The organism is Ottowia massiliensis (genome assembly GCF_900240305.1).
Taxonomy (GTDB): Bacteria; Pseudomonadota; Gammaproteobacteria; order Burkholderiales; family Burkholderiaceae_C; genus Ottowia; species Ottowia massiliensis.
In genome coordinates this window covers 1836041-1857072 of the sequence record NZ_LT964854.1, presented here as the reverse complement: position 1 = coordinate 1857072, position 21032 = coordinate 1836041, and the positions used below count along the sequence as shown (strand labels likewise).

The following is a 21032-nucleotide window of genomic DNA, read 5'->3' as shown; positions in this document are numbered from 1 at the left end:
AGGTGGCAGGAGATGTGGTTTTTTTTTTCCAGCAAAAGGAGGGCATACGAGAAAGGAGTCCGCCTCGTGGGCTCGGAGATGTGTAAAAGAGCCAGCATTGAACCCGCGCCCCCCGCCCCGCCAGCAGGCAGCCCGCCGCCTCCGTTCGCTGGCCGCGTCATCAGCGAAGACAGCGGCGGCGGCCCCATCCAGCGCGACAACAGGGACCACTCCCAGCCCGACTCATTCATCCCCGAACACCTGCGCGACATTCACCGCCAGGTCGTGCGCGAGCTGATCGCCGAGCAGGCCCGCGAAGACTCCCTGCCCGACAGCGGCGACTTCATCCCCACCGGCGGCGGCGCTCCGCGCGCACCGCGCGGAATGCGCGCGGTTTCGCCCGTCGTCAATCAGGGCTGGGATGCCGCGCTGAATCTGGCAGCAGACCCGATTGGCTTTCTGGGCGAGCTTCCGGCCCTGTACAACGATTTGGCCCGGATGAGGCAAATCAACGATCGAGCCAACGCCAAGCGCCAGATTGATGACATGCGCCAGCGCATGCGCGAGGCGGGCATGACCAACGTCTCCAACGAATACCAGATGGCCTGGGTGAACGGCGGCAACCTCGTGCGCGACTATCAGGCTACCGCGCAACGCCTGCAAAGCGACTACAACGCCTTCCTGCAAGACCGGCGCTTGCGCGCAACCTGGGGCGAAAACTACCGCGATATTCGCATTGGCAATCAGAATATGACGGTGCAGGAATTTGAGAGGCATATGATCAATTTGCAGTATCAAGCGGTGAATGACGCATATCAGGAAGCTTTGGAGCTGGAAAGTCAGGGCAAATTGCGGCGCCCACATGAGATCAGTTTGAATATGGCTATTGGCAGGCACGTAGATAGATCATCTCGCCAAATCCTACGAGATGCTTTAAATAGCCTGGGCATCAATGAGAGCCAGTCATCTCAAATAGCCGCCATCAACCGGTATATCACTTCGCCTGATTCAGACCGGTATGGCATTCCTGATGCACGTTTGGGAGAAAACTTTTACCTCGACAGCACTCTGGCCTTCAAGAACCCCAATACCCGGCAAATCAGGCAATGGCATTCGATCCGCGAAGGCCATTACATGGTCATCCGCCCCGACGCGCTGGGAGGCTCGTATGCCATTCCCGGGCGATATATCAACAAGTTTCCTCTTTCTCCAAAATGACCGACACCATGAATTTGAGAGAATTACTGGATTGCTTTTTTGGCAGCCTGCTTCTCTGTGTAGCTTCTGTGAATCCGAAATCAATGCACTACGGATCCTATGAGGAACAGAAATCCAATATTCAGCGATACTGGGCCGAAATCAAATTGAAGCTCAAACGCGACACGGATCGTATCGCACCCATTGAAGCCATGCTCAGCGAGGCGTTCGCTGCTTTTGAATCTGGCAGAAGAGACAAAGGAATAAACATTACTATGTCTCTATGGGGCAGCCAGTTTGAAAAATTCCGGTAAATGCCGCCATTGCTATTTTCAAGTAGCTGGCGCATTTGGGCGGATGCCAATGGCAGTATTCCCCTGAATCCCTCTGACGTTTCTGCATTATGTCTCTCAAAGAAACCCTCGCCGATTTCTCCACTGAAGTCGCCTTTTGCGCCATGTTCGCGCATGACCGCTACCTGATGCCAATGAGCTACGAACAAAACAAGGCAAACCTGCTGCGCTACTGGTCCGAAGCCAAAGGCCAGCTCAAGCGCGATGCCGCCCTCATTCCCGCCATCGACGCCCAGATTGAGGAAATGTTCGCCGCCTTCGATTCAGGCGACCGCAAAAAAGGCGCCGATACCGCCATGGCCCTGTGGAACAGAAATATCAAGCAAATGGAATAGCCGGCCCTTGACAGCCAAATGGGCGCCCGCTTGATGGAGCAGATGAATATTTGTATGCACAGCACGCAGTCTTTGTGAATGAGAATATCCGGCAAGCTGGATAATGGCGTTCCATCCACGAAGGCCATGACATGATTATTCGCTCTGATGCGCTGAGCGGCTCGTATTCCATTCCCAGGTAGAATATCAACAAGATCCCTCCTTCCTCCCAAAGAGCTTATGCCATGACTTTGAATGAATCACTTAGCTATCTTGCCGACGCACTGGTCGGTATTACGCTAAGAAAGGATCCGCACGCCTTCCGCATGGCATATAAGTCAAGGAAGGCCCGAATATTGGAATACTGGGCTGAGGCCAAACCAAAGCTCAGGCGCGACGTGGACCACATCGCGCCTATTGATGCCCTGATGGATGAGATGTTTTGCGCCTTTGAATCCGGAAACCAAGACAAGGGCGTTCTCATTGCAATGGCCTTGTGGGGCTGCGGCCATATCAAGAAACTACGCTAGCCAGCCGCGCCCCCTCTCAAATGCCGTCTTTGGTTTGCTATATGCCAGTGGGAATAAGTCTTTCAGACCGATTCAGGACGGAATTTATTCCAAAGGCCATGCCATGACATTAAGAGAATCCCTTGACTATCTGGCTGATGAACTTGTCAGCATCACATTAGCGCCGGACCGCTGTGCATCACCACACATAACTTACGAGCCAAACAAAAAGAATATCCTGCGGCACTGGTCTGATGCCAAGGAGAAGATGAAAAGAGATTTGAATCAAATAGCCCCCATTGAAGCACTGATGGCTGAGATGTCTGCCGCCTTTGAATCAGTAAAGTGAGAAACAAGTTCCCTCTTTCTCCAAAATGACCAATACCATGAATTTGAGAGAACTGCTGGATTGTCTTTCTGGCAGCCTGCTCCTCTGCGTATCTTCAATGAATCCGAAATCAATGTGCTACGGACTCTATGAGGAAAAAAAATCCAATGTCCAGCGTTACTGGGCTGCAATCAAATTGAAGCTCAAGCGCGACACGGATCGCATCGCGCTCATTGAAGCCCTGATGGATGAGATGTTTTGCGCCTTTGGATCCGGCGACAAGGATAAAGGCGTTCTCCTCGCAATGGCTCTGTATGGCGCTCAAATCGAGAAATTGCGCTAACCGACTTGCTGCCCCGGAATGCCGCCATTGCTTCGATCCATATCAATGGCGGCATTTTTAGTTTGCCCCTCATATTTTCACCTTTTCATCATGTCCCTCAAGAAACTGCTCGCTGATTTCTCCGCCGAAGTGGCCTTGTGCGCCATGTTCGCACCAGACCGTTATCCATTTCCCGCCATCCACTATGAACAAAACCGGACCGATATGCTGCGCTACTGGTCCGAAGCCAAGGGCCAGCTCAAGCGCGATGCCGCCCTCATTCCCGCCATCGACGCCCAGATTGAAGAAATGTTCGCCGCCTTCGATTCAGGCGACCGCAAAAAAGGCGTCGATACCGCCATGGCCCTGTGGAACAGAAATATCAAGCAGATGGAATAAGCCGTTCCCTCCCAAAAAGTTCAGGGTCATGACTTTGCGGGGCATCAAGAAATAGCGTCAGGTCACCAGCCTGCTGTATTTAGAATGCCGCTTTTGATTCCGGACGGGTTGTTTCCGGAAGAATGGGCTGCGCAGAGAGCTTGCTCAAATTCGGAGAATGGGGGTGAAAAGCGTGGACTCGGGCGGCCTGCGGTTTCTTCCAGCCAGGCTCTGCGCAGGTTTCAATAGCAAATGGCGATGGTTTCATGAATTACTGGGTTCTTTCAGCAGGCGTGGTTCAGCTTGTTTTATGCGGCATTCATTTTTTCGCGGGCGGCGCGGAGTTTCGGCGGCTTCGCCCCGGCCCGGCGCGGGCGGATGCGGGCAAGGCTTTTGATTACTGGCTGACGGGGCATGGCGTTTTTCACATGGTCAGCGCCGATTTGCTGCTGGGCGCGGTTTTCTGCCTGCTGATGGGGGCGAAAATCATGGGCTTTCATTTTTGGCTGATTTTGTTCATCGCCCTGCTGCATGCGTTTTACGCGCTTTTTTGGCTGGGAACGCTTTTTTTCTCGCGCGCTGGCTGGGCGGATTATTTCCAGGCGCAGCCCCAATGGCTGGCTTTTCTGCTGGTTTGCGCCCTGCTGCTGGCAGGGGTGTGGATGAACGGATAGCGCCTATTCGCCCGCCCGCCGCGCCGCCGCGCCTTGTTTTGCCCTGGCGCAAGAAGGCCGCCGCCGCCCCCGCCAGATAATGGCGGCAGGAGAAACGGGCGATGCGATCTGAAGGAACGGGGCCGCTGGCCAAGGCGGCGGGGCTGCTGGCGGTGAGCGCGGTGGTTGCGGCGGCCTGGCTGGCGGGGCGCAGCGCGTGGGCGGCGCAGGCGGGGTTCAGCCTGCTGACGCTGGCCATCGTCATCGGCATGCTGGCGGGCAACACGGTTTATCCGCGCGTGGCGGTGCGCTGTCATGCGGGCATGCTGTTTTGCAAGGGGCCGTTGCTGCGGCTGGGGATCATGCTGTATGGCTTCCGGCTGACGCTGGGGCAGGTGCTGGATGTGGGGCTGGCCAGTTTCGCGGCGGATGCGCTGATGCTCGCTTCCACTTTTTTGCTGACTTGCTGGCTGGGCCTGCGCTGGCTGAAGATGGAGCGGCAGACGGTGCTGCTGATGGGCGCGGGCAGCAGCATTTGCGGCGCGGCGGCGGTGATTGCCACGGCGCCGGTGCTGCGCGCAGGCGCTGACCGCGTGGCGGTGGCGGTGGCGACGGTGGTGATTTACGGCACGGCGGGCATTTTTCTGTATCCGCAGATGCACGCCTGGCACTGGTGGCCGCTGTCGGACGGGCAGTTTGGCGTGTACATCGGCTCCAGCGTGCACGAGGTGGCGCAGGTGGTGGCGGCGGGCAAGGCCATCAATGCGGCGGTGGCCGATATTGCGGTGACGACCAAGATGATCCGCGTGATGATGCTGGCGCCTTTTTTGCTGCTGCTGTCGCTGTGGCTGGGGCGGCGCGGCGCGCCTGCGCCGCAAGGGCGAACGGGCCAGGGCGAAAAGGAGGGGGAAGGCCGCATCGTCATTCCCTGGTTTGCCTTCGTTTTCATTGGCGTGATGCTGTTCAATTCGCTGAACCTGCTGCCTGCCGCCTGGGTGGCGGCGCTGGTGCAGGCCGATACCTGGCTGCTGGCCATGGCGATGGCGGCGCTGGGGCTTTCCACGCATTTTTCCGCCATACGGCAAGCGGGAATCAGGCCTTTGCTGCTGGGGCTGCTGGTTTTCGCGTGGCTGGTGGGCGCGGGCGGCCTCGTGCAGGTGCTGCTGGCCGCCTGATTTTTTCCTTTTTGCAAAGGAGCTGACACATGACGCCGCAATCACTGGATGAAGACTTCGGGCGCTTTCTGGCCTTGTTTGGCTCGCCCGTGCACGCCCAGCCAATGCCGGAGGCGGCTTTTGACGCCTGCGCGGGCCTGCTGCCCCGGCAGCTTTTCACTTACTGGCGCGAGGTGGGCGTTTGCGGTTTTGGCGATGGCCTGATGTGGATGACCAATCCGCAGGAGTTCGAGTCGCTGCTGGCGCGCTGGCTGCAAGGCACGCTGCTGCGCCAGCGGCGTGATCTGGCCGTCATTGCCCGCACGGCCTTTGGCGAGCTGCTGGTGTGGGCCAGCGGCAAGGGGCAGGTGGCGCTCATCAGCCCGCTGGAGGGCATCGTCTTTCACTACGCCAGCGCCGACCGCGCCCCCGCACAGGCCCCCGGCGCGGAGGCCGATGCGCAGATGCGCCGCTTCTGGGGCGGGCTGCGCCCCGAAACCTTCGAGCAGGAAGATGACGCGCAGCGCCCCCTGTTCGCCCGTCTGACGTACCGGCTTGGCCCCTTGCAGGCGGAGGAGATGTATGGCTTCAGGCTCCACCCCAGCCTGGGCGGCTCGCGCAGCATTGCCAACATGGCCCGCGTGCCGCTGCTGGCCCAGCACGATCTGGCCCTGGAGCGCGGCGCGCCGCGCTTTGTGGCGCTGTGAAGCGGGGAAACCCGCGCGCGGCAGAGGGCAGGCCTGGATGTTGAATACCCGGTCTTATTTCGCTCCTTTATCCATAGCATGATGTCCTAGTGGACATTGCGCAGGGCGGCATTTTGGCCCTTTTTATTCGCTCCTTTTTCTGATGTTTTTGCGCAGAGGCGCTGGAGCGGCACTCATGGCTTTTGATGCTGGCGGACCGTCATGCCTGGGGAAACAGGGCGTCGAAATGCTGCGTCCGGCTGGCCAGGCGCAGCGGCTTGCCGGTGGCTGGGTGCTTCAGTTGCAGGGCGCTGGCGTGCAGCAGCAGGCGCGGAGCCAGCGCCTGCGCGGCGGGCGGGGCGTAGAGCGCGTCGCCCGCAATCGGCAGGCCGATGGCGGCCAGGTGCACGCGCAGCTGGTGGGAGCGGCCCGTGATGGGCCGCAGCGCCACGCGCGCCGTGCCGGGCAGCGGGCCGCCGCCTGCGGGGCGCCAGAGGGTGAGGCTGGGTTTGCCGTGGGCGTGATCGACCTTGCTGCGCGGGCGGCGCGGCCAGTCGGGCAGCAGGGGCAGGCCGATGGCGGCCCATCCGGGCGGGGCGGAAACGGCTAACAAAGTGGCAGACAGGGCGGCAGACAAGGCGGCGGTTTCGTCTTTTTCCGCCTCCTGCTCTTGCGGCCATTCATCCGCCCATTCGTCCGCCCATTCATCCGCCCATTCATCCGACTGCTCGTCTGCCTCAGGCTGGCTGGCGGTGGAAGCGGCGGCAAAAGCGGCAGCCACGGCGGCGGCGCTGGCGCCAACCACGGCTTCGTAGCGCTTGCGTACGCGGCGCTGCGCAAAGGCTTCGCCCAGCAGGCGCTGCACGCGCGGGCTGCGGGCCATGAGGATGAGGCCGCTGGTGGCTTCGTCTAGCCGGTGGACGATGAGCGCCTCGGGCCAGACGGCCTGCACGCGGGCGCTGAGGCAATCGGCCTTGTCCGGCCCCCGGCCCGGCACGGCCAGCAAGCCGGCGGGCTTGTCAAAGGCCAGCAGGTGTTCATCGGCGTAAACGGGCGCGGGCGGCGGCGGCAAAAGCATGTTCAGAGCCTGTTCAAAGCCGGTTCGTAGGGGCAGGCTGCGCTTCCGGTTTCACCACGGAGCAGGAGCCAATTCAGGGGCCAGAAAACGCCTTTGCGCCTTTGCGCCTTTGCCGCACGGTTTGACGGGCTTGGCCGCTATCAGGAGCGTGGCCTTGCGCTGGCCGTTCGCAGTTTTTCCGCCCGCCGCTTCAATCTGCCTCGTCGCCAAAGCTCACGCCGATTTCGCGGGCGGTGATGACCAGCGGGTGATTCAGCGGCACGCAGCGGGTGCGGTCGGCCACTTCCGACAGGGCGATGTCGCCCAGCGCGCTGCCGGGCGTGTCGCTGGCGAGCGTGACCATGCGGTTGAAGCGCCCTTGCAACACCAGGCTGGCGGCCTGGTGGCCAAATTGGGTGGCCAGGATGCGGTCATACGGCGTGGGCGGGCCGCCGCGCTGCACGTGGCCCAAAACGGTGGCGCGCACTTCGCTTTTGAGGTGCGGCTCCAGCAGGGCGCGCAGGGTGTGGGCCACGCCGCCCAGGCGCACGGGGTCGGGGCTGCCCTGGATGACGCGCTCGATGGTGAGCGCGCCGCCCGCCGGCTTGGCGCCTTCGGCGATGCAGATGACGGTGTGCGCGCGGCAGCGCTCGCGCCGCTGGCACAGGCGCACGAGGGCGGCGGGGTTGAAGTCGATTTCGGGCAGCAAGATGGCATCGGCCGCGCCGGCGATGCCCGCTTCCAGCGCAATCCAGCCTGCGTAGCGGCCCATCGTTTCCACAATCATCACGCGGCCGTGGCTCTGGCCGGTGGTTTGCACCTGCTCCAGCGCGCGGGTGGCGGTGGCCACGGCGGTGTCAAAGCCAAAGCTCCGGGCGCAGCCTTCAATGTCGTTGTCGATGGTTTTGGGCACGCCCACGAATTTCAGCCCGTGCGCAGCCAGCCCGTTGGCAATGGTCATGGTGCCGTTGCCGCCGATGGCGACGATGGCATCCAGCCCCAGCGCGCGCGCCGTGGCGCAGGCGTGCGCTGCGCTGGCGGGCGAGGCCAGCGGATCGGCCCGGTTGCTGGTGCCCAAAATGGTGCCGCCCGAAAAGAGGATGCCGCTGACGGCGGCCCAGTCCAGCGCCCGGGTGTGCCCTTCCATCAGGCCCGCAAAGCCGTCGGCGATGCCGATGACTTCGGCCCGCCCGTGGCGCAGCAGGGATTTGGCGGTGGCGCGGATGACGGCGTTCAGCCCAGGGCAGTCGCCGCCGCCAGTGAGGATGCCGACTTTCATGACTTGGCTCCAGAAACAAAAAATGCCCGCCAAAGCGGGCAGCAAGGTTGGAAAGAAATCGGGCAGGGCTGCCAGGAAGCAAAAAGAAGAGCAGATCGCAAGGAGCAAGAAAAGCTCCTTTCCGATTGTCTGGCCCGCCCTTGGCGCAAGGCAAGGCCCGTCAGAGCGTGAGGCCCTTCAGATAACGGCGAAAGCCCTCGCCCATCTTCGGGTGTTGCAGGGCCAGCTCCACGGTGGCCTGCAAAAAGCCTTCCTTGCTGCCGCAGTCGTAGCGCGCGCCTTCGTATTGGTAGGCATACACGCGCTCGCTTTGCATGAGGCGGGCAATGGCGTCGGTGAGCTGGATTTCGCCGCCCACGCCGCGCGGCTGCTTGCGGATTTCGTCAAAGATGCGCGGGGTGAGGATGTAGCGGCCCGCCACGCCCATGCGCGAGGGCGCCTCTTCGGGGCTGGGTTTTTCCACGATGCGGTCAATGGCCAGCAGACGCTCGCCCGCCGGCTGCCCGGCCACGATGCCGTAGCGGCGCACCTGCTCGGGCGGCACCTCCTGCACCGCCAGCAGGCAGCGGCCCAGCCGGGTGAAGGCTTGCGTCATTTGCGCCAGCACGGGCGCGCCGCCGGGCGGCCCCACCATCAGGTCATCGGCCAGCAGCACGGCGAAAGGATGGTTGCCCACGATGTGCGCCGCGCACAGCACGGCGTGCCCCAGGCCCAGCGAGCGCGGCTGGCGCACGTAGCTGCACAGCATGCCTTCGGGCTGCACGGCGCGCACCAGCGCCAGCAGCTCGGCCTTGCCCGCCGCTTCCAGCTCGCTTTCCAGCTCGTAGGCGGTGTCGAAGTGGTCTTCAATGGCGCGCTTGCTGCGGCCCGTGACAAACACCATGTGCCGCACGCCCGCCGCCCAGGCCTCTTCCACGGCGTACTGGATCAGGGGCTTGTCCACGATGGGCAGCATTTCCTTGGGGCTGGCCTTGGTGGCCGGCAGAAAGCGCGTGCCCAGGCCGGCAACAGGGAAAACGGCGGTTTGCACAGTAGAAAAAGGCATGAGTAAAAGCGCGTGCGTGGAAAAATCGTGAATGATAAAGTTACAGTCTTCAACACAGGGACGTAACCAGACGGAAAAAGGCAAGGAGCCAAAACATGGAGATTTTGCTGCTGGATGAATTGGCGCCCGATGCGCAGCTGTGGCTATCTGACAGGCACCAGGTCAGCTACCAGCCCATGCTCGCGCACGACCGCGCCGAGCTGCACCGGCGGCTGTACAAAACGCGCGCCCTTTTCGTCACGCCCGAAGTGCGGGTGGATAGCGCGCTGCTGGACTTCGCGCCCTGCCTGGCCGTGGTGGCCTGCCTGCACGGCGACACCGAAAACATAGACGACGAAGCCTGCCGCCGCCGCCGCGTGCGCGTGCTGCGCGCCATCAACGCCAACGTGCGCGCCAACGCCGAATTCCAGCTGGGCAACCTGATGATGATGATGCGCAATGGCGCGCCCCAGCCCGTCATGCCCCTGGACGGCGTGCCCCTGCGGGGCCGCGAAATCAATGACAGCGTCATCGGCCTGCTGGGCATGACGCCCACCGCGCACCTGCTGGCCACCTTGCTCACCGCCCTGGGCGCGCGCGTGATCGGCTTTGACCCCGCCTTGCACCGCACGGCCGATTTGTGGCAGCGCCTGGGCGTGCAGCCCGTCACATTCACCGAGCTGCTGGCCACCGCCGACGCGGTGGCCGTGCAAATGGCCTTTGCCTCGCGCCATCGCGGCATGGTCAGCGAAAGCGCCCTGGCCGTCTGCCGCACCGGCCAGTTCTGGACCAGCATCAGCGCGCCCGCCCTGTTCGATTTGCCCGCGCTGGCCCAGGCCCTGCGCAGCAACCACCTGGGCGCCTGCGTGCTGGACCTGAGCGAACCCGATCAAATCGCCGCCGATTCCCCTTTGCGCAACGTGCCGCGCCTGCGCATCACCCCCAACATGGCCTGCGCCACGCAAGAAGCCCTGCTGCGCGCCAGCTGGTACCTGGCCGACCGCACGCACGAGCTGCTGCAACTGTCAGACACCCAGCGCGTGGCGCTGGAAAGCGCGCCCATGCCGCTGTAGCGCGCGGCAGGGCTGCTCCTGGCCTGGCTGCGGTCGCGGAGACAAGGCGGATGCGCAGGCGCTTTTTTCGCTCCTTCATTCATAGCATGATGTCCTAGTGGATACTGCGCAGAAGCCGTTTTCATGCCCATGGATTTGCTCCTGTTTCTGATGCAGGCGAGGGTGGCTGGAGGGGCCAGGGGCGCAGTCAGGCCGCTGCGGGGCTGGCTTCGGCTTCCCACAGGCCGCTCATCCATGCGCCCACGCGTTCCACGCTGGCCTGGCTGCGGGGCAGCGAGGGCGAGAGGCGGCCAAGGGCAATGACGTGCAGGCGGTTGCACAGGGCAAGCAGCTCGTCCAGCTCTTCGCTGAACACGAGCACGGCGCAGCCGCTGGCGGCCAGCGTCAGCAGGGCGTCGTGAATTTGCGCGGCCGCGCCCACGTCCACGCCCCAGGTGGGCTGGGCGGCGATGAAGAGCCGGGGGCGGGCGTCCATTTCGCGGCCCATGATGAACTTTTGCAGGTTGCCGCCCGAGAGGGCGCGCGCGGGCGTGTGCGGGCTGGTGGCCTTGACGCCAAAGCGGTTCATGATGGCTTGCGCCTGCGCCGTCAGCTGGCCCATGCGCAGCCAGCCCAGCGGGCCGGCGGCTTCGCGGCGGGTGAGCAGCAGGTTGTGCGCCAGGCCCAGCTCGGGCACGGCGCCGCGCCCCAGCCGCTCTTCGGGCACGAAGTGCAGGCCCAGCGCGCGGCGCTTGCCAGGCGCCAGATGCCCGGCGGGCTGGTCCGCAATGCGGATGGCCGCCTGCGGCGCGCGCGTGTCTTCGCCGGAAAGAGCGGCCAGCAGCTCGCTTTGCCCGTTGCCGGAAATGCCGGCGATGCCGACGACTTCGCCCGCATGCACGTCCAGCGAGATGTCTTGCAGATCAACGCCAAAGGCCGCTGCGGCGGGCAGCGACAGGCCGCGCACTTGCAGCACGGGCTGGCCAATGGCGTGCGGGCGCTGCTCCAGCGCGGGCGGCTCGGCGCCAATCATCATGCGGCTCAGTGAGGCGTTGCTTTCCTGCCGGGGGTCGCACACGCCCGCCACTTTGCCGCCGCGCATGACGGTGCAGGCGCTGCACAGTGCGCGGATTTCGTGCAGCTTGTGGCTGATGTAGAGGATGCTGCACCCTTGCGCGGCCAGCTGGCGCAGCGTGGCAAAGAGCTTTTCAACGGCCTGCGGGGTGAGCACGGAAGTGGGTTCGTCCAGGATGAGCAGGCGCGGGCTGGCCAGCAGGGCGCGGATGATTTCTACGCGCTGCATTTCGCCCACGCTGAGCGAGTGCACGGGGCGGCGCGCGTCAAGCGGCAGGCCGTAGGCGGCGGCCACTTCGCCAATGCGGCGCTGCACTTGCGCCAGCGGCATGGCTTTGTCCAGCCCCAGCCACACGTTTTCGGCCACGGTGAGCGAGTCAAACAGGCTGAAGTGCTGAAACACCATGGCCACGCCCAGCTGGCGCGCCTGCTGCGGGCTGTGAATGCGCACGCGCTGGCCGTCAAAGCGCATTTCGCCCGCATCGGGCTGGACGGCGCCATAGATGATCTTCATCAGCGTGCTTTTGCCCGCGCCGTTTTCACCCAGCACGGCATGAATTTCGCCCGGCTGCACGGTGAGCGAGACGCGGTCATTGGCCAGAACGCCGGGGTATTGCTTGGTAATGCCTTGCAGCTCAAGGCGCGCAGGGGTGGTCATGAAAGCGAACGGTGGGCAGGAAAAGAGCGGAGCCAGACGGATTGAAGCGGGCGGAAGCAAAGCGGGCCGGAGCCAGAAACGAAACGCCCGCCACGCAAAGGCGGCGGGCGGCTGGGCACATCAAAAAAGGAGCGAATTCAGAAAGCTGAAAAGGGGCCTTGCGCTTATTTGGCGGGGAGGTCTTGCTATTGATTAAGGAGCGAAAAACGCCTTCTTGCCCGCCTCCCGCGCCTTGCAACCCGGCGAGGACTTGCAACGCCGCAGAGCGCTGGGGCTGCGCCCAAATCCGCGCTTTCCGCACGCACGGTCACTGAACCGGTTCTCAGGGCTTGGCCCCTGTGGGAAAGTGGTGCGGCCAAGGCGCATGAGGCGCCAGCGTGGTCTTGGGAGCCGGCCGGGCGGCTTTCTTGGCGCTGCCTGCCTTGGAGCGGGACGCAGGCTTCTTGGCTGCCGGCTTGGCGGCCGGAGCGGCGGCCTGGGCTTCAGGCGCAGGCTGGGCCGCCGCTGCGGGCTTGGCAGGAGCGGCTTTCTTTGCGGGCTTTTCCGCTTCAGCGGCCGCGCTGGCGGCGGGCTTGGCCGTTGCGGGCTTGGCCGTTGTTTTGGCAGCTGTTTTCACAGCGGGTTTTGCAGCCGTTTTCACGCCGGATTCCGCCGCCGGGGCCTTGGGCGCAGCTTCTTTCTTGGCCGCAGCGGCTTTGGCAGCGGGCTTTTCCGCCTTGGCGGCGGCGCTGGCGACACTCTTTTTTGCGACGGGAGCCTTGGGCGCTGCTACGGCTTTGGAAGCGAGCGCTGGCGCATCGGCGGCCTCGGCCTTGGCGGCCGGTTTTTTGGATGGTGTTTTGGCGGTTGCCATGATGTTCTCCTGAATCTGGCTGATCTGGCGGAAGTAGAGATGCCACGCCTGCCAAAGCAGGCGCTGCGTGTGCAGGGCGCGCAAGACGCTCTGCATGAAGCGCTGCGCCGCATCAGGCAAGGCAAGCGGGGCGTAAGGGGAAATGGGCAGCGGCGCAAAAGCCGGAAAGCTGAACTGCAAAACCGCCCTGGGCAAAGCGCCCGTCCAGGCCCCGGCAAAAGCGGAATCCATGCGCTTGCCGCGCTGCACGACGGCAGGAGGGAAATAAAGGCGCAGTGCGTGTGTCATGCGTAGCCCTTGGCAGAACTGGGCGCGCGCCGGAGAAGCGAAAGGCGGCTTGCGGCGTGGCGAAATGGAAAAAGGCCCCGATTATGTGAGCAAGCTTTTCAATTGGGAAGCGCCTGCAAGCGGACAGGGCGCGCGCAATTCACCATCGGCGCCGGCCCCGTCGATTCGGGCGGCAAGAAAAGCGGTTCAGCAGCGCGCGCCGCCCGGGCAGTGCTGAATCTCGATGGTGCTGTGCGCCACTTCTTCGTGAATGGCGATGCGCTGGCGCAAGGCGTCGGCGGTGAGAGCGCGGTCGTGCGTGACCACCGTCAGCGCGCAGGCGTAAACGTCTTTGGACACGCGCCACACGTGCAAGTCGCTCACGCGGGTGCAGCCCGCGTCGGGCGGGTTTTCAATGGCCTCGCGGATTTCGGCCACCACAGGCGCGTCCATCTCGCGGTCGAGCAGCACCTTGCCCGTTTCCACGATCAGACCCTTGGCCCACACGCCCACCAGCGCCGCGCCCACGATGCCCATCACGGGGTCCATCCAGTCCCAGCCCCAGGCCCAGCCGCAGGCCAGCGCGGCGATGGCGAGCACCGACGTGGCCGCATCGGCTATCACGTGGATGTAGGCGGCCTTCAGGTTCAGGTCTTCATGGCCGTGATCGTGCGAATGGCCGTGGCCGTGATCGTGTGAATGCCCGTGCGCGTGGCTGTGCGCATGCCCGTGTGAATGTCCGTGCGCATGCCCGTGATCGTGCGCGCCGCCCAGAATGAAGGCGCTGGCCACGTTCACCGCCAGCCCCAGCAGCGCCACGGCGATGGCCTCCGCGTAGCGGATGGGCTGCGGCGCCAGCAGCCGCTCCAGCGAGCCGGCCACCATCAGCGCTGCCACGCCCGCCAGCAAGATGGCGCTGGCAAAGCCCGCCAGCACTTCAATCTTCCAGGTGCTGAAGGCAAAGCGCGTGTCCTTGGCCAGCCGTCGCGCGGCCGCGTAGGCAAAGGCCGACAGGCCAATGGCCAGCACGTGCGAGCTCATGTGCCAGCCATCGGCCAGCAGCGCCATCGAGCCAGTCCACCAGCCCGCGCCAATTTCCAGCAGCATGGCCGCCACCGTCAGCGCCAGCACCAGGCGCGTGCCGCGCTCGGCCTTTTTCTGCTCCTGGCCGTGTGGGTTGAAGTCGTGCGAGTGCGTCCAGCGCGAGAGGTCTTCGGTGTGCATGTTGCGAAACCCTTGCAAATGAAAACCGCCGATTCTCATGGCTGCCGCCCCGGCCCGGCGGCCAAAGGCGACACGTCAGCAGGGGCATGTGCGCCGGGAACCTGTTCTATGCCGGACTCCCGCAGTCAGGCGATGGTCAGCGCCACCTCGCCCACGCCCTCGATGCCGCCGGCCAGCGCGTCGCCCGCGCGCACCGCGCCCACGCCTTCGGGCGTGCCGGTGTAGATCAGGTCGCCCGGCTGCAAGCGGTAGTACTGCGAGAGATTGGCAATCACCTCGGGCACGCTCCAGATCATGTCGGCCAGATCGCCCTGCTGGCGCAGCTGGCCGTTCACGCTCAGATGAATGCGCCCCGCTTGCGGATGGCCGATGGCGCTGGCTGGCGCCAGCGGCGAGATGACGGCGGCGTTTTCAAAGTCTTTCGCCAGGCTCCAGGGGCGGCCTTTCGCCTTGGCGGCAGCCTGCAAATCGCGCCGCGTCATGTCCAGCCCGCAGGCGTAGCCCCACACGCAGTCCAGCGCCTGTTCAGGCGCAATGCGCAAGGCGCTTCGCCCGATGGCCACGACCAGCTCCACCTCGTGGTGCAGCTCGTCCGTGCCCGGCGGGTAAGGCACGGCCGCGCCGCTGGGCGCAAGCGCAGCGGGCGATTTGCAAAAGTAAAACGGCGGCTCGCGCGCGGGGTCAGACCCCATTTCGCGCGCATGCCCCGCGTAGTTGCGCCCCACGCAGAAGATGCGCGAGACGGCGTAAAGCGACGAAGCGCCGCGCACGGCCACGGCGGGCCGCGCAGGCGGAGGAAAAACGTAGGCAGTCATGGCGAAAACACAAAAAAGCGAAGGGCGGCGGCGCGCCCTTCAAAAAACCGTCTTTCAGCCGCCAAACTCGCGCCCCAGCTCCTGCGCGCGCTGGCGCGCCGCGTGCATGGCAGCGATGAAAGCCGCATCCACGCCCGCCGCCTGCAAGGCTGAAAGGGCGGCGAAAGTGGTGCCGCCCTTGCTCGTCACGCGCTCGCGCAGCGCGGCGGGCGGCTCACCAGACTGGGCGGCCAGCGCGCTGGCGCCGCTGAACGTGGCAATGGCCAGACGCAGCGCGTCGGCGGCGGGCAGCCCCATCTGCCCGCCCGCTTGCTGCATGGCCTCCAGAAAGTAGAAAACGTAGGCGGGGCCGGAGCCTGACAGCGCCGTCACGGCGTCCAGCAGCGGCTCCTCGCTCACCCACAAATGCTCGCCCGTGGCGTCGATCACGCGGCAGGCCAGCGCGCGGTCGGCCTCGCTGGTTTCGGGCCGGGCATACAGCCCCGTCATGCCCCGCCCCGCCAGCGCGGGCGTGTTGGGCATGGCGCGAATCACGCGCGGCGTGCCCAGCCAGCGGGCCAGGCTGTCCGTGCCGATGCCCGCCGCCACTGAAAGATGCAGCGCCTGCCGCGCATGCGGAGCCACCGGCGCGGCCGCCTGCGCCAGCACCTGGGGCTTGACGGCCCAGACCACCAGCGCGGCCTGCGCCAGCGCGGCCCGCGCCGCTTCGGCGTCTGGCAGCGCAGCCACGCCCAGCCGCTCGCGCAGAGCTTGCGCCTGGGCCGCCTGCGGCTCAATCACGGTGATGTCCGCCGCAGGCGCGCCCTGGCGCAGCAGCCCGCCCGCAATGGCGCTGGCCATGTTGCCGCCGCCGACAAAAACAATGGGAGGAAGGGAAAAGCTCATGAAACGTCCTGAAATAGCGTTGCGCGGGCCAGGATTTTCAGGCTGGAGGGCTGCGCTTCGCGGCAAACCCGGGCGAGGCAACGCGCGCGGCCTGCTCCACCCGGCGGATCGCGCAAGGAAAAAGCGCCAGAAACATCAAAAACAGGAGCTGATTCAAGGTGCCAAAAACGGCCCTTACGCACATTCCACTAGGACATCATGCTACGAATAAAGGAGCGGAAAATGCCGGTCAAACACGCTCCCGCCTCCGGCCCCTGCGGGATTTCAGGCCGCTTCCTGGCGGAGCTGGTAGCCAATGACAAGCGCGCCCGCTTCAAAGCACGGCATGCCCAGCGAGATGTGGCCCCTGGCGTGCAGAACGCAGCTGCTGCGGCGCAAGGCCAGCTCGGTGTGCTGGCCGTCGTCAAAGCACACCCAGGTGCCGTAGGTGCTGGTGTCGGCCAGGGAGATATTGCCGTTGCTGTATTCCAGCCGGGCATGCTGGCGCGAGGCGCGCGGGTCGGCGATGACGAAGTGGCACTGCGGCGCGCGCCCCAGCAGAACGGGCATTTCGCCGGAGCGGAAAGTAGCCGACGCGCCTTCCCTCACAAGCGTGATGGCGTATTTGGGAAGCGGCGGCATGCCGCTTGCGCTGCCAGCGTCGATGGCGCCGGAGATGGTGAGAAAGTCGGTGCTGGCGCTGTCGTCCCACTCAATCTGGAACACCGCGCGCGGCTGCCTGAGGCCGCGTATGGCCAGGCTGCCCAGCGGGCGGCTGCGCGGCGGCCGCGCTTGCGGGCCAATGCCTTCCATGACTTCGCGCGCAGCCAGAATGCGGCCGCCGCCGGCCATTTCGCACAGGCGCGCGGCCAGGTTCAGCGCCTCGCCGTAAACGTCATCGCTCAGGCGCACCACTTCGCCAGCGGCCATGCCCACGCGCAGGCCCCTGCGCATGGGCGGCGGCCAGCGGTTCAGATGACGGGCATGCCTGCTTTGCACGGCCATGCTGGCGCGAATGGCGGCAGCCGGGCTGTCAAAGGCGGCCAGCACGCCATCGCCCAGCCGTTTGATGATTTCTCCGCCGCAGCTCTCGCACACGCGGCTGATCCAGCGGGTGAGCCTGGCCATGGCGCCGGCGACCTGCTCATTGCCCAGTGTTTCAAATGCGCTGGCGCTCCCGACCAGATCAATGAAGACGATGGTCTGGCTTCGATTCATGGCGGCAACGCGCGCCCGCCGGAGAGGCCGCAGGCGCTTTCTTTTTGGAGTTTTTGACGTGGAGTCACGTGGGGCGCGCGGACCGTCCGCGCAGAATGCGTGATTCTACGGAGCGAAGGCCTGAAACCCGCTCTCAACGCCTGTTCAGGCCCTGATCGGGATGGGCTTTTTGCGCCCACGGGCGGACGGAAGCAGCCCTGATTTCCTGCTCCTGCGCGGGCGGGCGGCAGCTCCTACAATCCCGCGCCCCATGCCCGCCGCCCTCTCCTTTCAATCCGTCAGCAAGCGTTACGCGCCCCTGCGCGGCGGCGCGCCTGCCTTTATGGCGCTGGATGAGGTGTCGTTTGACGTGGCCGAAGGCGGCATTCTGGGCCTGCTGGGGCCTAACGGTGCGGGCAAAACCACGCTCATCAGCATTCTGGCCGGGCTGGCGCGCGCCAGCAGCGGGCGGGCGCTGGTGCTGGGGGTGGACGCGCAGCGCGAGCCGCTGCGCGCGCGCCGCCTGCTGGGCGTGGTGCCGCAAGAGCTGGCAAGCGACCCCTTTTTCAGCGTGCGCGAGGCGCTGCGCCTGCAATCGGGCTATTTCGGCATCCGGCGCAATGAGGCGTGGATTGACGAGCTGCTGGCCCATCTGGGCCTGGCCGACAAGGCCGACGCCCAGCCGCGCCATCTTTCCGGCGGCATGAAGCGGCGGCTGATGGTGGCGCAGGCGCTGGTGCACCGCCCGCCCGTCATCGTGCTGGACGAGCCGACGGCGGGCGTGGATGTGGACTTGCGCCAGAGCCTGTGGCAGTTCATCGCGCGCCTGAACCGCGAGGGCCACACCATCATGCTGACCACGCACTATCTGGAAGAAGCCCAGGCGCTGGCGGGCCGCATTGCCATGCTGCGCAAGGGCCGCCTGGTGGCGCTGGACGACACCGCCGCACTGCTGGCCAGCACCCGCGCCAGCCAGCTCAGCTTCACCGTGGCGGGCGCGGCGGGTGATGCGGGGCAGGCCGGCGTTCTGGAGCGCCTGCCCGCCGCCTTGCTGCCGCAGGCGCGCGTGACAGGGCGCGTGGTGCAGCTGAACGTGCAAAGCGCCGACGACGTGGAGCAGGCGCTGGCCGCCGTGCGCCAGGCCGGCCTGCTGGCCGAAAACGTGGAAGTGCGCCACGCCGATCTGGAAGACGTGTTCCTGAACGTGATGGCCGCGCGCTGAAAAAACCAAAGGCTCCCCCTGATGACCGGCTGGCAAACCCTGTTCTACAAAGAAGTGCTGCGCTTTTGGAAAGTGGGCCTGCAAACCATTGGCGCGCCCGTTTTCTCGGCGCTGCTGTATCTGCTCATCTTCAGCCACGTGCTCGACGCGCACGTGCAGGTGTATGAAGGCGTGAGCTACACCGCCTTTCTCGCGCCGGGGCTGGTGATGATGAGCGTGCTGCAAAACGCCTTCGCCAACAGCTCCTCCAGCCTCATCCAGAGCAAGATCACGGGCAGCCTGGTCTTTGTGCAGCTTGCGCCGCTGTCGCACCGCGCCTGGTTTGCCGCTTACGTCGGCTCGTCCATCGTGCGCGCGCTGGCCGTGGGCCTGGGCGTGGGCGCGGCGGCCTGGCTGTTCGCGCGCTTTTCGCTTGCGCAGCCGCTGTGGGCGCTGGCTTTTGCGCTGTGCGGCGCGGCGCTGATGGGCGCGCTGGGGCTGATTGCCGGGCTGTGGGCCGAAAAGTTCGACCAGATGGCCGCCTTCCAGAACTTTCTCGTCATGCCGCTGACCATGCTCTCGGGCGTGTTCTATTCCGTTCACTCGCTGCCCGCTTTCTGGCAAAGCGCCAGCCGCCTGAACCCGTTTTTCTACGTGATTGACGGCTTTCGCTACGGCTTTTTCGGCATAAGCGACGTCTCGCCCTGGCTGGCCCTGGGCGTGACGGCCGCCGCCAGCGCCGCCTGCTCCCTGCTGGCGCTGGCCCTGCTCAAAAGCGGCTACAAGCTGCGCAGCTGAAGCGCCCTCTTGCACACCTCCCGCTCCCACTTTCACAAAGGAACGCCCACATGGACGCAGAAGAAATCCAAACCCTGATCGCCGCCGCTTTGCCCTGCGAGCACCTGCAAGTGCAAGGCGATGGCCGGCACTGGTTCGCCCTCATCGTCTCGCCCGCCTTTGAGGGCAAGCGCCCCATCCAGCGCCACCAGCAGGTTTACGCCGCCCTGGGCGAAAGCCTGAAAAGCGAAGCCCTGCACGCCCTTTCCATGAAAACCCTCACGCCCGCCGAATGGGCGCAGCGGCAGGCAAAGCCGCAGGCCTAAGCCCCGCTGGCAGCCCGCCGTCAAGAGCCTGTGCAGCCCCCCTTCACGCCCGCCGCAGCGCCCAGCCAGCGAAATCAGGCACGCGGAAAAACAGGCTGGGCGGCGTGAAGCCGCAGCTCTCGGCCAGCGCGGCAAACGCTTCAGGCGTGAGCGGAAAAAAGTCTTGTTGCAGGCNCCCCCTTCACGCCCGCCGCAGCGCCCAGCCAGCGAAATCAGGCACGCGGAAAAACAGGCTGGGCGGCGTGAAGCCGCAGCTCTCGGCCAGCGCGGCAAACGCTTCAGGCGTGAGCGGAAAAAAGTCTTGTTGCAGGCGGGAACGCATGACTTGCGCCTTCTCGGCGGGCAGGCCCAGGGCCGTCACGCACTCAATCAGCGCCTCGCGCTCATCAGGCTGGGCGGCAATCAAATCGCTGAGCAGCAGCGGCGCGCCGGGCTTCAGGCGCCGGGCAATGCCTTCGAGCAACTGGCGCTTGCCCTCCAGGCTTTCAATAAAGTGCATGACCAGGTGGCAGACAGCGGCGTCGTGCGGCTCTTGCGGGGCGCTGTCCAGAAAGCCGCCGTGCCAGTCGATCTGCGGCACGCCCGCCGCCAGGCACTTCTGCCGCGCCAGCGCCAGCATCTCGGGCATCGGCTCCACGGCGGTGTAGCGCCACGATTTGCCCACCTGCCGCGCCATCTGGTGCAGCGCCAGCAAGTCCGCGCCGGTGCCCGCGCCCACGGCCAGCACGCGCGCGCCATCAGGCAGCCACTGCCCCAGCAGGGCCGCGCCACCGTGGTGCAGCACGGCATAGCCAGGCACAAGAGAGGGAATGCGGCTGTCGTAATGCTGCACTTCCTGCGCAGTGAAGTGCGAGAGGCTGGAGCGCGGATCGGGCAATGGCTGTGTCATGGCAAAGGAATGGAAGGGTGTGAAAAGAAAAAAAGCTGGGAAAGCCGTCTGGCAATTCGCCCCCGGCCCCGCGAAAGCGGGCGGCCCGAAAGCGGTACAGGAGTTGTTCTGGGCGGATCTTTTTTAGCTCCTTTATCCATAGCATGAGGTCCTAGATAAATGTGCGCTGAGGCCGTTTTCATAGGGCTTTTATTCGCTCCTTTTTTTGATGCACCAGCCCTCGCGCGAGCGCATCCATCCAGCGCCCTGCCAGCGCAGCCATGCCAGCGGAAGCGACAGCCAGCGCGGCCACCAGCGCAGCGCTGCCCGCGCCGTCAAGCAGCCAGCCGGCCAGCGGCATGAGCGCCAAGCGCCCCAAAGCGAAGAAGCTGGCTTGCAGGCCGTAGTCCGCCGCCTGGCAGGCGGGGCGCGCGTTCCGTCATCAGAACCTGCTCACCGTCTGGCCGTGAGGGGCAAAAGTGCGGATCAGGATGGGCTGCAAGGCGCAGGCGGGCCTTGTGGCACGGCGAGGATTGGCAACGCCGCAGAGCGACCGAGGCCGCGCTTTTCGCACCCACGGCCAGACTCTGAACAGGTTCCCAGACTTTCACAAGCATTTCTAC

At 64.9% G+C, this 21032-nt stretch carries 25 protein-coding genes; 14 read left to right on the top strand and 11 right to left on the bottom strand.

The features are described from left to right. The 10 genes from C1720_RS08325 to C1720_RS08285 form a co-directional block, all read left to right on the top strand. The coding region (locus C1720_RS08325; protein WP_233199871.1) for a hypothetical protein at positions 1–1197 on the top strand (1197 nt) is incomplete at its 5' end. Then, positions 1194–1490 (top strand): hypothetical protein, encoded by a 297-nt coding sequence (locus tag C1720_RS08320; RefSeq protein ID WP_102283876.1) that lies wholly within the window; start codon positions 1194–1196, stop codon positions 1488–1490. The genes C1720_RS08325 and C1720_RS08320, both read left to right, overlap by 4 nt. A gap of 89 nt (positions 1491–1579) precedes the next feature. Then, complete coding sequence (locus tag C1720_RS08315; RefSeq protein WP_102283875.1) at positions 1580–1864, top strand: hypothetical protein; 285 nt, start codon at positions 1580–1582, stop codon at positions 1862–1864. 224 nt (positions 1865–2088) lie between these two features. Beyond that, positions 2089–2373 (top strand): hypothetical protein, encoded by a 285-nt coding sequence (locus C1720_RS08310; RefSeq protein WP_102283874.1) that lies wholly within the window; start codon positions 2089–2091, stop codon positions 2371–2373. A gap of 103 nt (positions 2374–2476) precedes the next feature. After that, the gene (locus C1720_RS13005; RefSeq protein WP_146006932.1) at positions 2477–2701 is read left to right on the top strand and encodes a hypothetical protein; all 225 of its coding nucleotides are present in this window, start codon (positions 2477–2479) and stop codon (positions 2699–2701) included. Positions 2702–2726: 25 nt separating this feature from the next. Beyond that, positions 2727–3023, top strand: coding sequence for a hypothetical protein (locus C1720_RS08305; RefSeq protein WP_146006931.1), 297 nt, complete (start codon positions 2727–2729; stop codon positions 3021–3023). A 90-nt stretch (positions 3024–3113) separates the two neighbouring features. Next, positions 3114–3401 (top strand): hypothetical protein, encoded by a 288-nt coding sequence (locus C1720_RS08300; protein ID WP_102283872.1) that lies wholly within the window; start codon positions 3114–3116, stop codon positions 3399–3401. Positions 3402–3646: 245 nt separating this feature from the next. Further along, on the top strand, positions 3647–4054 hold the full coding sequence (locus C1720_RS08295; protein ID WP_050714785.1) for a hypothetical protein: 408 nt from the start codon (positions 3647–3649) through the stop codon (positions 4052–4054). 101 nt (positions 4055–4155) lie between these two features. Beyond that, complete coding sequence (locus tag C1720_RS08290; protein ID WP_102283871.1) at positions 4156–5208, top strand: YeiH family protein; 1053 nt, start codon at positions 4156–4158, stop codon at positions 5206–5208. 29 nt (positions 5209–5237) lie between these two features. After that, positions 5238–5894 carry a GAD-like domain-containing protein gene (locus tag C1720_RS08285; protein WP_102283870.1) on the top strand — a complete coding sequence of 219 codons (657 nt, stop codon included), beginning with the start codon at positions 5238–5240 and terminating at the stop codon, positions 5892–5894. 199 nt (positions 5895–6093) lie between these two features. Here C1720_RS08285 and C1720_RS08280 read toward each other — a convergent pair whose 3' ends face one another. The 3 genes from C1720_RS08280 to galU form a co-directional block, all read right to left on the bottom strand. Next, positions 6094–6951 (bottom strand): RluA family pseudouridine synthase, encoded by an 858-nt coding sequence (locus C1720_RS08280; protein WP_102283869.1) that lies wholly within the window; start codon positions 6949–6951, stop codon positions 6094–6096. Between the two features lie 190 nt (positions 6952–7141). Next, positions 7142–8209 (bottom strand): 6-phosphofructokinase, encoded by a 1068-nt coding sequence (locus C1720_RS08275; protein WP_102284589.1) that lies wholly within the window; start codon positions 8207–8209, stop codon positions 7142–7144. 160 nt (positions 8210–8369) lie between these two features. Next, entirely contained in the window at positions 8370–9254 is an 885-nt protein-coding gene (gene galU, locus C1720_RS08270) for a UTP--glucose-1-phosphate uridylyltransferase GalU (RefSeq protein WP_050714789.1), read from the bottom strand. A gap of 95 nt (positions 9255–9349) precedes the next feature. On the opposite strand from galU, the gene C1720_RS08265 reads away from it, so the two are divergent. Then, a complete protein-coding gene (locus C1720_RS08265; protein ID WP_082202882.1) occupies positions 9350–10306 on the top strand; it encodes an NAD(P)-dependent oxidoreductase in 957 nt (318 codons plus the stop codon). Between the two features lie 187 nt (positions 10307–10493). On the opposite strand, the gene C1720_RS08260 is transcribed toward C1720_RS08265, so the two are convergent. The 6 genes from C1720_RS08260 to C1720_RS08235 form a co-directional block, all read right to left on the bottom strand. Further along, positions 10494–12017, bottom strand: a complete 1524-nt coding sequence (locus C1720_RS08260; protein ID WP_102283868.1) for an ABC transporter ATP-binding protein — start codon at positions 12015–12017, stop codon at positions 10494–10496. A 322-nt stretch (positions 12018–12339) separates the two neighbouring features. Then, positions 12340–13158 carry a hypothetical protein gene (locus tag C1720_RS14000; protein ID WP_199170979.1) on the bottom strand — a complete coding sequence of 273 codons (819 nt, stop codon included), beginning with the start codon at positions 13156–13158 and terminating at the stop codon, positions 12340–12342. A gap of 186 nt (positions 13159–13344) precedes the next feature. Then, complete coding sequence (gene dmeF, locus C1720_RS08250) at positions 13345–14361, bottom strand: CDF family Co(II)/Ni(II) efflux transporter DmeF (RefSeq protein ID WP_102284587.1); 1017 nt, start codon at positions 14359–14361, stop codon at positions 13345–13347. 125 nt (positions 14362–14486) lie between these two features. Beyond that, positions 14487–15176: a fumarylacetoacetate hydrolase family protein gene (locus tag C1720_RS08245; protein ID WP_102283867.1), complete on the bottom strand. Its 690-nt coding sequence runs from the start codon at positions 15174–15176 to the stop codon at positions 14487–14489. Positions 15177–15230: 54 nt separating this feature from the next. After that, positions 15231–16061 (bottom strand): pyrroline-5-carboxylate reductase, encoded by an 831-nt coding sequence (proC, locus tag C1720_RS08240; protein WP_102283866.1) that lies wholly within the window; start codon positions 16059–16061, stop codon positions 15231–15233. Positions 16062–16325: 264 nt separating this feature from the next. Further along, positions 16326–17258 (bottom strand): adenylate/guanylate cyclase domain-containing protein, encoded by a 933-nt coding sequence (locus C1720_RS08235; RefSeq protein WP_050714795.1) that lies wholly within the window; start codon positions 17256–17258, stop codon positions 16326–16328. Positions 17259–17508: 250 nt separating this feature from the next. On the opposite strand from C1720_RS08235, the gene C1720_RS08230 reads away from it, so the two are divergent. From C1720_RS08230 to C1720_RS08220, 3 genes are read left to right on the top strand one after another with little or no spacing between them, the layout of a single operon-like run. Next, positions 17509–18459 (top strand): ABC transporter ATP-binding protein, encoded by a 951-nt coding sequence (locus tag C1720_RS08230; RefSeq protein WP_102283865.1) that lies wholly within the window; start codon positions 17509–17511, stop codon positions 18457–18459. 21 nt (positions 18460–18480) lie between these two features. Continuing rightward, the gene (locus C1720_RS08225; protein WP_050714797.1) at positions 18481–19236 is read left to right on the top strand and encodes an ABC transporter permease; all 756 of its coding nucleotides are present in this window, start codon (positions 18481–18483) and stop codon (positions 19234–19236) included. Between the two features lie 50 nt (positions 19237–19286). Beyond that, the gene (locus tag C1720_RS08220) at positions 19287–19541 is read left to right on the top strand and encodes a BolA family protein (RefSeq protein ID WP_050714798.1); all 255 of its coding nucleotides are present in this window, start codon (positions 19287–19289) and stop codon (positions 19539–19541) included. A gap of 181 nt (positions 19542–19722) precedes the next feature. On the opposite strand, the gene C1720_RS08215 is transcribed toward C1720_RS08220, so the two are convergent. Then, positions 19723–20430, bottom strand: coding sequence for a class I SAM-dependent methyltransferase (locus C1720_RS08215; protein WP_102283864.1), 708 nt, complete (start codon positions 20428–20430; stop codon positions 19723–19725). 178 nt (positions 20431–20608) lie between these two features. Beyond that, the gene (locus tag C1720_RS13745) at positions 20609–20779 is read right to left on the bottom strand and encodes a hypothetical protein (RefSeq protein ID WP_199170976.1); all 171 of its coding nucleotides are present in this window, start codon (positions 20777–20779) and stop codon (positions 20609–20611) included. Between the last annotated feature and the right edge of the window lie 253 nt (positions 20780–21032).